11 protein-coding genes are annotated in these 12,382 nt (G+C 64.3%); 10 read left to right on the forward strand and 1 reads right to left on the reverse strand.

Annotated features, from left to right (window positions below; translation table 11 throughout):
* The first annotated feature begins 238 nt into the window (after positions 1-238).
* Complete coding sequence (locus tag AC0L30_RS30200; protein WP_354160489.1) at positions 239-1,150, forward strand: lipase family protein; 912 nt, start codon at positions 239-241, stop codon at positions 1,148-1,150.
* 61 nt (positions 1,151-1,211) lie between these two features.
* On the opposite strand, the gene AC0L30_RS30205 is transcribed toward AC0L30_RS30200, so the two are convergent.
* Positions 1,212-2,150, reverse strand: coding sequence for a LysR family transcriptional regulator (locus tag AC0L30_RS30205; RefSeq protein ID WP_007595822.1), 939 nt, complete (start codon positions 2,148-2,150; stop codon positions 1,212-1,214).
* A 212-nt stretch (positions 2,151-2,362) separates the two neighbouring features.
* On the opposite strand from AC0L30_RS30205, the gene AC0L30_RS30210 reads away from it, so the two are divergent.
* The 9 genes from AC0L30_RS30210 (at position 2,363) to AC0L30_RS30250 (ending at position 12,337) form a co-directional block, all read left to right on the forward strand.
* On the forward strand, positions 2,363-3,445 hold the full coding sequence (locus tag AC0L30_RS30210) for an ABC transporter ATP-binding protein (RefSeq protein ID WP_354127245.1): 1,083 nt from the start codon (positions 2,363-2,365) through the stop codon (positions 3,443-3,445).
* Between the two features lie 35 nt (positions 3,446-3,480).
* Complete coding sequence (locus tag AC0L30_RS30215) at positions 3,481-4,197, forward strand: HAD family hydrolase (protein ID WP_007595813.1); 717 nt, start codon at positions 3,481-3,483, stop codon at positions 4,195-4,197.
* A gap of 16 nt (positions 4,198-4,213) precedes the next feature.
* Positions 4,214-5,521: an NAD(P)/FAD-dependent oxidoreductase gene (locus tag AC0L30_RS30220; protein ID WP_473405865.1), complete on the forward strand. Its 1,308-nt coding sequence runs from the start codon at positions 4,214-4,216 to the stop codon at positions 5,519-5,521.
* 28 nt (positions 5,522-5,549) lie between these two features.
* Positions 5,550-6,608 carry an ABC transporter substrate-binding protein gene (locus AC0L30_RS30225; protein ID WP_473405866.1) on the forward strand — a complete coding sequence of 353 codons (1,059 nt, stop codon included), beginning with the start codon at positions 5,550-5,552 and terminating at the stop codon, positions 6,606-6,608.
* Positions 6,609-6,801: 193 nt separating this feature from the next.
* Positions 6,802-7,674 carry an ABC transporter permease gene (locus AC0L30_RS30230; RefSeq protein WP_473405867.1) on the forward strand — a complete coding sequence of 291 codons (873 nt, stop codon included), beginning with the start codon at positions 6,802-6,804 and terminating at the stop codon, positions 7,672-7,674.
* Entirely contained in the window at positions 7,671-8,456 is a 786-nt protein-coding gene (locus tag AC0L30_RS30235) for an ABC transporter permease (RefSeq protein ID WP_219681238.1), read from the forward strand. The genes AC0L30_RS30230 and AC0L30_RS30235 overlap by 4 nt, the downstream gene beginning before the upstream one ends.
* 197 nt (positions 8,457-8,653) lie before the next feature.
* On the forward strand, positions 8,654-10,315 hold the full coding sequence (locus AC0L30_RS30240) for a thiamine pyrophosphate-binding protein (protein WP_473405868.1): 1,662 nt from the start codon (positions 8,654-8,656) through the stop codon (positions 10,313-10,315).
* A gap of 3 nt (positions 10,316-10,318) precedes the next feature.
* The gene (locus AC0L30_RS30245; RefSeq protein WP_473405869.1) at positions 10,319-11,584 is read left to right on the forward strand and encodes an NAD(P)/FAD-dependent oxidoreductase; all 1,266 of its coding nucleotides are present in this window, start codon (positions 10,319-10,321) and stop codon (positions 11,582-11,584) included.
* 9 nt (positions 11,585-11,593) lie between these two features.
* On the forward strand, positions 11,594-12,337 hold the full coding sequence (locus AC0L30_RS30250) for an aspartate/glutamate racemase family protein (protein WP_354127251.1): 744 nt from the start codon (positions 11,594-11,596) through the stop codon (positions 12,335-12,337).
* Positions 12,338-12,382 lie beyond the last annotated feature (45 nt).

Consider the following 12,382-nt stretch of genomic DNA (forward strand, 5'->3'; position numbering starts at 1 on the left):
CATTGCGAGCGCAGCTAAGCAATCCAGAATCCCTCCGCGGAAAGACTCTGGATTGCTTCGCTGCGCTCGCAATGACGTGGAGGAGAGGTGCCTCGTCTCAACCTTGTCCTCTTAAGCGCGACGGCAGAATACGTCCCGGGCACGCGCACAGATTGTCAAAGTTCCAGCCATATGCGAAGGTAGCGCCATTCCGTTTTCGATCGACGCATTGCAGCAATAAGCCATTTAGGAGCTTGATGTGAGCATTCTGGTCGAACTTCCTCCCGATCAATATGACCGACGGGCATTTGCAAAATTCAACGAGACATCAACCGGCTTTGATCTCGACATCGCTCGCGCGATGATGTGGATGTCGCAACTCGCCTACGAGACCCATGTGCCGGACACGATCAACAGGGTCTCTCCGTTCTTTGATCTGTCCGGTGTCAAGCTGCTGAGCCAGCCGGCGCATTCGACGCTGCCGCTGACCGACACGCGCGGGATCATCGCGAGCAAGGGCGACGCAACAATTGTCGCCTTCGCCGGCACCGACCCGCTTCATCTCCTGAACTGGGTCAGCGATTTCACGCTTGGCCGACCGAAGGCGCCCGTGCACCAGGGGTTCGTCGATGCGGCGGCAGCCGTGTGGGACGACGTGAAGAGCGCACTGGCGGCAGCGCTGGCGCGCAAATCACCGATCTTCATCACTGGGCACAGCCTCGGCGCCGCGATCGCGGTGGCAACGGTGGACTTCGCGCGGGAGCAGCTCCAACTCGCGGATGCGCAGATCTATCTTTACGGTTGTCCGCGCGTGGGCCGCGACGATTTCGTCGCACTCTACAACGGTACGTTCGGCAGGATGACCTATCGTCTCGTGCACGGCACCGACATCGTCCCGACCGTGCCTCCGCCCGGGCTTGGCTTTCATCACGTCGGCCGTTATCTCGCCTGTGCACGCGGCGCCAAATTCAGCGCCAGCCAGCTCACGACGAATGTTGGTTCGGATGAGCCAATGGCGAATGCTGGAATTGGTGAGCAGGTCCGCAATCTCCTCAGCGGCGTATCCGAGAACACGCGGTCGGATGTCGTCGGCAGGCTTACGGTGCTGCTCCCGGCGGGCATCGGCGATCACCTGCCCGATCGTTACTGTGCCGCGCTGACACCCGCCTAGACTCCGGTTTTGACGCGTTTTCTTCACGCGAGCCGGTATATCCACTTCGCCCGAAAACGCTCTAGTAGCACGCAGCCATCGCGCCGAGCTTTGGATAGAGCCGGTCGATCGCGGCGATCTCGCTTTTCATCTGGGCGGTGATCCAGTCGCGGATCTCGGCGGCGATGGGGCGCATCGGCCGGTTGCGCGGTGGCAGGAATTCGCAGATGCGGCGCGTCGTGGTGAGCGTGTCGGACGCCGGCACCAGCGCGCCCGTCAACAGCCAGTGCGAGGCGACCGTCAGCCATCCGAGCGCGATACCCTGGCCGAGCAGGGCGGCCTGCATCACGACGGCATAGTCCGTGAAGCTCAGCGCCTTGGCCGCACCGCGACGCCCGGTGAGAAGCGATGCGTAATCCGCGGCCCAGTCGCCCGGCGTCTCGGCGAGCCTAATGATGGTGTTGCCCTCGGCGGGATCGGTTTCGCCGAGATAGGCAGGGCTGCACATCGGCAGCATGACCTCCTTCATCACCAGCGTGCCGCCGGATGACGGCTCCTCGCGATCGCGGAAGCGCATGCCGAGGTCGACATTCTCCACCGGCCCGCGCAGCGCGCCGGAAATGAGCTGGAAGCGCAGATCGACCTGCGGAAATTGCTTCTGCAGCTTGTCGATGCGCGGCATCAGCCAGTGCGTGGTGAACGCGGAGGAGACCGACAGCGTCACCGTCTCGGTGCCCTTGCGCCGCCGTTCGATTTCCACGAGTCCGCTCTCGATGCTGCGAAAACCTTCGAGCACGCGGCGATACAAGAGTTCGCCTTCCTCGGTGAGCACCGCACGTCCTGCTGTTCGGTCGAACAGGCGAACGCCTAGGTGCTCCTCGAACTGTCCGAGCATCCGGCTCACCGCAGGCTGGGTGACGTTCAGTTCGGCGGCAGCCGCCGTGAAGCTGCCATTGCGCGCCGCTGCGTCGAAGACGAACAAGGCGTTACTTGAGGGCAGCATGCGGCGCAGCTCGGGCATAACACCATGTTATGAGCCAGGTGAGAATTTGGCAATTGCCGAGTTTTGCCAAGTCTGGTGTCATTGGCGTCACAGCCTAAAGACAGGGCTTGCGAGCGAAGATGTTGGTGCGGTGCACGCTTCGACCGTGAGTGCTCAAATTTCCTGTCTATAAAGCAGGCTTATGGCGTGCAGTGAGGCACGCCGTTGCAGGGACATGGCGAGGTCGATCGTTGGACAAACGAGCGGAAAGCGTCGAGATCAGATCCGCGAGCAAGGCCTATGGTGCCGTTCGCGCCCTCGACGACGTGTCCCTCAATGTCGCCGCCGGCGAGTTCGTCTCGCTGCTGGGCCCCTCCGGCTCCGGCAAGACCACGTTGCTCGGCATCCTCGGCGGCTTCATCTTGCCATCGAGCGGAACGATCCTGTTTGGCGGCCGCGACGTCACCTGGATGCCCCCGCACAAGCGCGACATCGGCGTCGTTTTCCAGAATTACGCGCTGTTCCCGCATATGAGCGTCGGCGAGAATGTCGCCTTTCCCTTGCGCGCGCGACGGCTGCCGAAGGCGGTCTGGCCGGACAAGGTGCGCACGGCACTTTCGATGGTTGGCCTTGCCGGCTACGAAGAGCGCGGTATCGCGCAGCTCTCCGGCGGCCAGCGCCAGCGCGTGGCGCTCGCACGCGCCATGATCTTCGAGCCGCGGCTGATCCTGATGGACGAACCGCTGTCCGCGCTCGACAAGCAACTGCGCGAATCCATGCAGATCGAGCTGCGCGCGCTGCACAAGCGCATCGGCGCCACCATCATCTACGTCACCCACGACCAACGCGAAGCGCTGACCATGAGCGACCGCGTCGCCGTGATGAAAGACGGCAGGCTGATCCAGATCGACGCGCCCGAGCGCCTGCACGATCATCCCGCGGATTCCTTCGTCGCAAGTTTCATTGGCGAAGCCACGATGCTTCCCGTGCGACGCGTCGATGCCTCCGGCGTTGCGCTGGGCAATGTGCTTCTGCGCAGCGCCCGCGCCATTCCCGACGGAGACTCGCTGATGCTCGCCGTGCACAGCGAAAAGCTGCTGATCGACGACGGCGCGCCGGACTCAGCCTGCAACCGGCTCACCGGCACGGTCACTGACATCGTCTATCAGGGCGAGAGCCTGCGCATCTTCCTGGCGCTCGCCGACGGCATCGTGCTCAGCCTGCGGCAGCCGAGCTACCACCAGGCCTACAGCCGCATCCCGCCACTCGGCGGCAGCCTCACCGTGACCCTTCACCCCGAGGACACCATCGTCGTACCCAGGGTGAGGGACTGAACCCAAGCCTTGTCCAACCGAGAGAAGAAGCCAAAATGTCGTCAGCAGCCTCGTTCAGCAATTTCAAGGTTCTCACCTTCGACGTCGTCGGCACCTTGATCGATTTCGAGACCGGCGTGCTCTCCGCGGTGCGCAGGATCTCGGGCAAGTCGCCGGCCGAGCTCAGCGACGACAAGATCTTCGAATCCTACAAGCGTGGCCGCGACAAGCACCATGAGCGTTCGAGCGAGGTGATGTTCCATGTCTATCGCTATCTCGCCAAGGAGCTCGGGCTGCAGGCCGATGACGCCTCCTGCGACGTGTTCCAACTCGCGGTGCTGCGCTGGGGACCGTTCCCGGATTCGGTCGAGGCTCTGAAGCGCCTGAGAACTAAATTCCGCCTGGTCGCGATGACCAACGCCGACCGCGTCGCGCTCTCCTGTTACGCGCATGCGCTCGGCAATCCCTTCGACGATACCGTTTGCGCCGACGAGACTGGCGTCGCCAAGCCGAACCCGGAATTCTTTGCCTACAACAAGGGCCGCCAGTCGGCGTTCGGCTACAAGCAGTCCGACATTCTGCACGTGGCGCAGAGCCAGTATCACGACATCGGGATCGCGCGGAAGCTCGGTTACAAGGTGTGCTGGATCGAGCGGCGTCAGGGCATGGCAGGCTTCGGCGGCACGCCGGCCGTGGAGACGCTGACCAAGCCGGACTTCCATTTCCCGACATTGAAGGCGCTCGCCGACGCGGCGATCGGGCCGGCGGTTTAACTTTGTGAGCGCGGAGATGACGCAGAACTGGGGCGCATTGCCGTCGGCCAACTCGCTGTGGGAAGCCACGGCGGAGCCGGCGCGCGCGTCTCCGGTCCTGTCCGGCGAGAGCCAGGCTGACGTGGTGATCATCGGTGCCGGCTATACCGGCCTGTCCGCGGCCCACCACATCGCCAAGAGCGGGCTCAGCCCCATCGTGCTCGAGGCCAACCGCCCGGGCTGGGGCGCCAGTGGGCGCAATGGCGGCGTGATCACCGCAAAATTCCGTCTCTCGTTCCGCGAGATCGACGCCGTGCACGGCCGCGCCATGGCGCGGCGAATGTACGAGATCGCGCATGAATCCACCGACATGGTCGAGGAGCTGGTCTCCGAATTCGGCATCACCAGCGCTCAGCTTGCCCGCACCGGCCAGGTCAAGGCCGCACACAATGAGACCACGCTGAAGGCCGCGATCGACGAAGCCAACTGGATGACGCGCGAGATGGGCTCCGCCGCGGTCCGTATTCTCGACAAGCGCGGCGTACGCGACGAGACCGGCTCCGACAGCTTCGTTGGCGGCGTGCTCAATCCCGGCTCTGGCGGCATTCATCCGCTGAACTATTTGCGCGGTCTCGCCGACGGCGTCGCGCGCCGCGGGGTGCCGATCTTCCAGGAGTCGCCGGTCGTAAGACTCCGGCGCGACAACGGCGGCATCGTCGCGGAGACGCCGCAAGGCGCGGTGCGGGCGAAGCAGGCGATCATTGCCACCAACAGCTATTCGGACCTGACGGATGCCACCGCGCAGATGCAGCGCACCCTGATTCCCTTCCGCAGCGCCATGGTCGCTACCGAGCAGCTGCCGCGCAATCTCGCGGGCAAGCTGATGCTGACGGGCCGCACCTACACCGAGACCAAGCGCATGATGCGCTGGTTCCGCATGGTCGACAATCGCGTCATCTTCGGCGGGCGCGGCGCCTTCGGCAGGCAGGACTCGGAAGCCGCATTCGATGCGCTGCGCAAGGCGATGGTCGGCATCTTTCCGGACCTGGCCGATGTGCCGCTCGCGTACAAATGGTCGGGCCTCGTTGCCATGACGCTGGATTCGGTGCCGCATCTCGGCCGGCTCGACGACCGCACGCTGTTCTCGATGGGCTACAACGGCGCGGGCGTCGCGATGTCGAGCCTGATGGGCCGCTATCTTGCCGCCTTCGTCCGCGGCGAGACACCGGAGGTCGGGCTGCTCGACGCGCGGCGCCTGAGGGCGATTCCGTTCTATCCGCTGCGCGAGCCCGCCGTGCGCATGATCGCCGGCTGGTACCAGTTTCTCGATGCGATCGGACAGTGACATTCAATTGGTGACAGAGGAGGCGAGGATGACGACGAAACGAGATATTCGATTTGGCTACGCATTGTTGGGCGGATCGCTCGGATTGTTCGCAACAACCGGCACCGCCGCCGCTGCCGAACAGATCACCTTTGTCTCGCAAGGCGGCGCCTATCAGCAGGCGCAGACGGTGACGATCCTCGATCCTTCCGCCAAGAAGCTCGGCATCACCATCAACCAGGATTCCATTCCCGATGCCTGGCCGGCGATCAAGACCCAGGTCGGCAGCGGCAAGCCGATCTGGGACGTCGTGGATACGCCGACCGGCAACTGCCTGCGTGGCGGCGAGCAGGGGCTGATCGAGAAGCTCGACTTCTCAAAGATTCCGAATGGCGCGGCGATGCCGGAATCCTATCGCAGTCCCTATTCGGTTTCCTACGAGTTCTATTCCAGCGTCCTGGCCTACAGTCAGAAGACCTTTCCGAAGGACGCGCCGAACAGCTGGGCCGATTTCTGGGACGTGAAGAAATTTCCCGGGCGCCGCGCACTGCGCAACCACCCGTTCGCCACACTCGAGGCGGCACTGATGGCCGACGGCGTCGCGCCCGATAAGCTCTATCCGCTCGACGTCGACCGCGCCTTCAAGAAGCTCGAAGAGATCAAGCCGAATATCACGGTGTGGTGGACCTCCGGCGCGCAGTCGGCGCAACTGCTCAACGACGGCGAGGTCGACATGGAGATGGCCTGGAACGGCCGCGTCAGCGCGGTCGCGAAGGAAGGCGCCAAGGTCGCCTTCACCTACAACCAGGGCGTTTTGCAAAGCACCTCGCTCTGCATCCTCAAGGGCGCGCCGAATCTCGAGACGGCCGTCAAGTTTCTCAACGAGGCCGTCGATCCCGTGCACCAGGCCAATCTGCCGCTGCATATCGACTATGGTCCGGGAAATCCAAAGGCGTTCGAGACCAAGGTGATCAAGCCCGAGCGCGCCGCGCAATTGCCGAGCGAGCCGGCCAATGCGGCCAAGCAGGCGCTGATGTCCTACGCGTGGTGGTCGTCGCCAGCCGGCGAAGCGGCGGAGAAGCGCTGGGCGTCGTTCATGCAGAAGTAAGCGAAATCGCGATGAGCGCAAGTCGTGCCAGAGCTGACACTGCGCTCCCTCCCCCGCTTGCGGGGGAGGGTTGGGGAGAGGGTATCTCCGCGAGAAAGACTCCCCAAGAGGACAGAACCCTCACCCGGATCGCTTTCGCGATCCGACCTCTCCCGCAAGCGGGAGAGGTGCACCACCCGAGATGAGCGAGCAAATGCTGACGACATCAATGCCAGATCCCTCCCAAAAGCATCAGCGCCGCGAGCATGCGCTGATGCTGGCATTGGTGTCGCCGGCGCTGCTGGTGATCTTGGCTCTGATCGTGCTGCCGGTCGGCTGGCTCGCCTGGCAGTCGATCTACCATGACGGCTTCACGCTGGAGAATTATCGCCGCGTCTTCACTGAAGACATCTACTGGCGCAGCTTTGCGCTGACCTTCGAGATCAGTCTCGCGGTCACGGCAATCGCGCTGCTGCTTGGCTATCCCGTGGCCTACCTCGCCAACTCGGTGCCGAAAGGATGGAGCATTCTCATCCTGTCGCTGGTCGTTCTGCCGTTCTGGACCAGTGTACTGGTGCGCGCTTATGCCTGGCTGGCGCTGCTCCAGCGCACCGGCGTGATCAACCAGTTCTTGCGTTATCTCGACGTGACGAGCGAACCGCTCGCGTTGGTGCACAACACCTTCGGCACGGTGGTTGCGACGGTACACATCCTCCTGCCGTTCATGGTGCTGCCGCTCTATGCCACCATGCAGAAGATCCCGAGCGATCTCATGCAGGCCGGCGCCAGCCTGGGGGCGAGCCCGTCGCTTACCTTCGTCCGCGTCTTTCTGCCGCTGTCTCTGCCCGGCGTGCTCGCAGGCTGCACCATGGTGTTCGTGCTCTGCCTCGGCTTCTACATCACGCCGGAACTGCTCGGCGGCGGCCGCACGGTGATGGTGTCGATGCTGGTGAGCCGCAATGTCGAGCTCTACAACCAGTTCGGTGCTGCGAGCGCGGTCGCCGTCGTGCTGCTCTTAAGCGTGCTCGCGATCTTTTTCGCCCTCAGCCGCTTCATCTCGCTCGATCGCATATTGGGGCAGAAATGACGCGATTGTCGCCCGCCCGGATCGCCCTCTATATGATCAGCGCGCTGGTGCTGGTCTACCTGATCCTGCCGGTGCTGATCATCGCGCCGATCTCCTTCTCCAGCGCGCGCTTTCTGACCTTTCCGCCGCCGTCGTTCTCGCTGCGCTGGTATCAGCAGTATTTCTCCAACTCGGCCTGGATGCAGGCGACGCGGGTGACGCTGACGGTCGCGCTTCTGACCGTGTTTATCGCAACGCCGCTCGGCGTCGCCGCCGCCTATGGCATCAGCCAGTCGAAGCTGCGGATCATGCGGCTGATCCACATGATGCTGCTGTTGCCGCTGGTGGTGCCGATCATCATCACCGCGGTGGGCATCTTCTTCCTCTATGCGAAAGTCGGCTTGGTCGCGACGCTGCCGGGCCTGGTGCTGGCGAATGTCATGTTGGGCCTGCCATACGTCATCATCTCGGTGCTGGCGGGCCTGCAAAGCTTCGATCCGGCGCAGGAGATGGTCGCACGCAGCCTCGGCATGAACCGCCTGCGCAGCTTCTTCGCGGTGACCTTGCCGCAGATCAAGTCCAGCGTGGTCGCAGGCGGCATCTTCGCCTTCATCTCGGCGATGGACGAGACCATCGTCGCGCTGTTCATCTCCGGCGGCCAGTATCAGCCGCTGACCAAGCGCATGTTCACCGCGCTCCGCGACGAGATCGACCCAACCATCGCCGCCATCTCGACACTGATGACGGCGGCCTCGTTCATGCTGGTGCTGCTGGCAAGCGCTCGGCAGCGCAAAGGGGCATGACGGCAAGGGGCCTGCTCCCCGGTCGACGTCCGAGAGAGGCATGGCTGCCGCCGCTATTTTCTGGAGAGGCATGACGAGGCCGTAATGCCGGGCAGCGGTTTCGGCCTTGCACCTTGTTTCCGGCTGTCCTACGCCAGCCCGGAACAAAATTTTCGCGAAGCTGCGAAACGCATCGCCAAAGCCTTGAGGGAGCCGTCATGACCATTCGCAACACCCGCACCGGGGGCCAGATCCTGATCGATCAGCTGGTCGCGCAAGGCGTCGAGCGCGTCACCTGCGTGCCGGGCGAGAGCTACCTTGCGGCGCTCGATGCGCTGCACGACAGCCCGATCGACGTCATGATCTGCCGCGCCGAGGGCGGTGCCGCGATGATGGCGGAGGCCTATGGCAAGCTCACCGGCCGTCCCGGTATCTGCTTCGTCACCCGCGGCCCCGGCGCCACCAATGCCAGCCATGGCGTCCACATCGCGATGCAGGATTCCACGCCGATGATCCTGTTCGTCGGTCAGGTCGACACCGGCATGCGCGAGCGCGAGGCGTTCCAGGAACTCGACTACAAGGCGGTGTTCGGCACCATGGCGAAATGGGCGGTCGAGATCGATCGTCCCGACCGCATTCCGGAGCTGGTCGCGCGCGCCTTCCGCGTCGCCATGCAGGGCCGTCCCGGTCCCGTGGTGATCTCGCTGCCCGAGAACATGCTGACCGAGACCGCAGCTGTTGCGGACGCCATGCGGATCGAGCCGGCGATGAGCTGGCCGGCGCCCGCGGATATCGAGCACGTTGGCGCCATGCTTGCGGGCGCGAAGGCGCCGCTCGTCATTCTCGGCGGCTCGCGCTGGACCGATGAGGCGACCAGGAGCATCGCGCGCTTTGCCGAGCGGTTCGACCTGCCGGTCGCGACCTCGTTCCGCCGCGCGTCGCTGATCGACGCCGATCACTCGCATTATGCCGGCGACCTCGGCATCGGCCCGAGCCCGGGCCTGAAGGCGCGGATCGACGGCGCCGATGTCATTCTTCTCATCGGCGGCCGCATGTCGGAGATGCCGTCCTCATCCTACACGCTGCTCGACATTCCGACCCCGCGGCAGAAGCTGATCCACGTTCATCCCGGCTCCGAAGAGCTCGGCCGCATCTATCAGCCTGAGCTCGCGATCCAGGCCACACCCGCCGCGTTCGCGGCCGCGGTCGAGACGCTGAAGCCGGCCGGCGCCGTTGCCTGGAAGGGCGAGGCCGCCAAGGCGCATGCCGATTATCTCGCCTGGACCGACAAGGCGCGCGAGCTGCCGGGCACGTTCCAGTATGGCCAGGTCATGACCTGGCTGCGCGATCGCCTGCCCAAGGACGCGATCGTCTGCAACGGCGCCGGCAACTACGCCGGCTGGATCCATCGGCATCATCGCTTTCACAGCTTTGCCTCGCAGCTCGCGCCGACGTCGGGCTCGATGGGCTACGGTGTGCCGGCCGCGGTGCTCGCGAAGCGACAATATCCGGACCGTACTGTTATCGCCTTTGCCGGTGACGGCTGCTTCCTGATGAACGGGCAGGAATTCGCGACCGCCGTGCAGTACGACGCAGCCCTCGTCGTCATCGTCGTCGACAATGCGCAATACGGCACCATCCGCATGCACCAGGAGCGCGACTATCCCGGACGCGTGGTCGGCACCCAGCTCAAGAACCCGGATTTCGCGATGTACGCAAAAGCATTCGGCGGCCATGGCGAGCGCGTCGAGCGCACCGAAGAGTTCGCGCCGGCGTTCGAGCGTGCGCTCGCCTCGGGCAAGCCGTCGATCCTCCACTGCATCATCGATCCGCGTGCGATGTCGGTCGGCAAGGACTTTGCCCCTGCGGTGAAGGCATAGCCGATGCCGCAAGGCCGCCACGTCGCCATCATCGGTGCCGGCGCGGTCGGCGTGATCAGCGCGATCGAGGCGCTGCGCGAGGGCCATCGCGTCACGCTGATCGATCCGGGCGAGCCCGGTGGCGAACAGGCGGCGAGCTACGGCAATGCCGGCTGGCTCTCCTCGCATTCGGTGATCCCGCCGGCCGAGCCCGGTGTCTGGAAGAAGGTGCCGGGTTATCTGATGGATCCGCTCGGGCCACTCGCGATCCGCTGGTCTTATCTGCCGAAGGCGCTGCCCTGGTTGATCAAATATCTGCTCTCGGGCTGGACCAAGGCGCGGGTCGAGAAGACGGCATTTGCGCTGCGCGATCTCCTGAAGGACGCGCCGCTATTGCACAGGAAGCTCGCGGAGGAGGCGGGCGTCCCTGAATTGATCGAGCGTAACGGCGTGATGCATGTCTTCCCGTCACGCGGCAATTTCGACAATGATCTCGGCTGGCGCGTGCGCAAGCGCGTCGGTGTCGAATGGCTGGAGCTTTCGGCCGACGAGATGCGTCAGCGCGAGCCCGATCTGCATCCGCGCTACACTTTTGGCGTGGTGGTGGAGGAAGCCGGTCGCTGCCGCGACCCCGGTGCCTATGTCGCGGCCCTCGCGCAACATGCGCTGGCAAGCGGCGCCGAGCTCGTGCGGGCCAAGGCAATTGGGCTGAAACTATCCGGCAACAAGCTCGTGGCTGTCCTGTCCGAGGCCGGCGAGATTGCGTGTGATGCCGCGGTGATTGCCGCCGGTGCGCATTCGAAGCGGCTCACGGCGTCCATCGGCGATCCGCTGCCGCTGGAGACCGAGCGCGGCTATCACGTGATGATCGAGAATCCGGAAACGGGCCCGCGCAGCTCGATGATGGCCTCGGATGCGAAGATGGTGGTGAACTGGACCGACAAGGGTTTGCGCGCCGCCGGCACGGTCGAGATCGCAGGCCTCGAGGCCGCGCCGAACTGGAAACGTGCCGAGATTCTGCGCAACCATCTCGTCAGCATGTTCCCAAAACTGCCCAAGGACATTCCGGCCTCCCGCATCAAGACCTGGTTCGGTCATCGGCCGAGCATGCCAGACGGACGTCCCTGCATCGGTTACGCGCGGGCCTCGCGCGATATCGTCTATGCCTTCGGCCACGGCCATATCGGCCTGGTCGGCTCGGCCCGCACCGGTCGTCTCGTCGCCCAGCTTCTGAGCGGCAAGCCGCCGGAAATTCCGCTGGCACCGTTTTCGCCCGATCGTTTTCTCTGAGATCGTACCATGACCCATCCTGCCAACTCGCCTTCTCGTATCGCCCGCGGCGGCAAGGCCATCTATGGAGCACCGCTCGGCATCCTGATGTTGGAGGCGCGCTTTCCCCGCATTCCCGGCGACATGGGCAACGGCACCACCTGGCCTTTCCCCGTGCTCTATCGCGTGGTGAGCGGTGCCTCGCCCGAGAAAGTGGTGCTGAACGGTGCGGCCGGTCTGCTGCCTGATTTCATCGATGCGGCGAAGGATCTGGTGCGGCTCGGGGCGGAAGCCATCACCACCAATTGCGGCTTCCTCTCGCTGTTCCAGAAGGAGATCGCAGCCGCGGTCGGCGTTCCCGTCGCGACCTCGTCACTGATGCAGGTGCCGTGGGTGCAGGCGACCTTGCCGCCGGGCAAGCGCGTCGGCCTCGTCACGGTCTCAGGTTCATCCTTGACGCCGGCTCATCTCGAAGGCGCCGGCGTGCCGCTCGATACGCCGCTGGTCGGCACCGAGCACGGCAAGGAATTCTTCCGCGTCCTGATCAAGGCCGAGAAGGACGACATGGATATCGCGCAGGCCGAACGTGACGTGGTCGAGGCCGGCAAGGAGCTGGTCGCCAGCAACCCGGATGTCGGCGCGATCGTGCTGGAATGCACCAACATGCCGCCTTATGCGGCGGCGCTTCAGGCCGAGGTCGGATTGCCCGTCTACGATATCTATTCCATGATCACCTGGTTTCATGCAGGACTGCGGCCGCGCCAGTTTGGCTAGAGGTCGAGAAGTTGCCTATGGCTCCTCTTCCTTCTACCCTTGTGG

Source organism: Bradyrhizobium sp. MI1.11 (assembly GCF_055811255.1).

What these genes read in the sequence shown, in the direction of transcription:
- AC0L30_RS30205 (WP_007595822.1), bottom strand. Translation starts at nt 2,150, where the DNA reads ATGCCCGAGCTGCGCCGCATGCTGCCCTCAAGTAACGCCTTGTTCGTC.
- AC0L30_RS30215 (WP_007595813.1), top strand. Translation starts at nt 3,481, where the DNA reads ATGTCGTCAGCAGCCTCGTTCAGCAATTTCAAGGTTCTCACCTTCGAC.
- AC0L30_RS30220 (WP_473405865.1), top strand. Translation starts at nt 4,214, where the DNA reads ATGACGCAGAACTGGGGCGCATTGCCGTCGGCCAACTCGCTGTGGGAA.
- AC0L30_RS30225 (WP_473405866.1), top strand. Translation starts at nt 5,550, where the DNA reads ATGACGACGAAACGAGATATTCGATTTGGCTACGCATTGTTGGGCGGA.
- AC0L30_RS30230 (WP_473405867.1), top strand. Translation starts at nt 6,802, where the DNA reads ATGCTGACGACATCAATGCCAGATCCCTCCCAAAAGCATCAGCGCCGC.
- AC0L30_RS30235 (WP_219681238.1), top strand. Translation starts at nt 7,671, where the DNA reads ATGACGCGATTGTCGCCCGCCCGGATCGCCCTCTATATGATCAGCGCG.
- AC0L30_RS30240 (WP_473405868.1), top strand. Translation starts at nt 8,654, where the DNA reads ATGACCATTCGCAACACCCGCACCGGGGGCCAGATCCTGATCGATCAG.
- AC0L30_RS30245 (WP_473405869.1), top strand. Translation starts at nt 10,319, where the DNA reads ATGCCGCAAGGCCGCCACGTCGCCATCATCGGTGCCGGCGCGGTCGGC.
- AC0L30_RS30250 (WP_354127251.1), top strand. Translation starts at nt 11,594, where the DNA reads ATGACCCATCCTGCCAACTCGCCTTCTCGTATCGCCCGCGGCGGCAAG.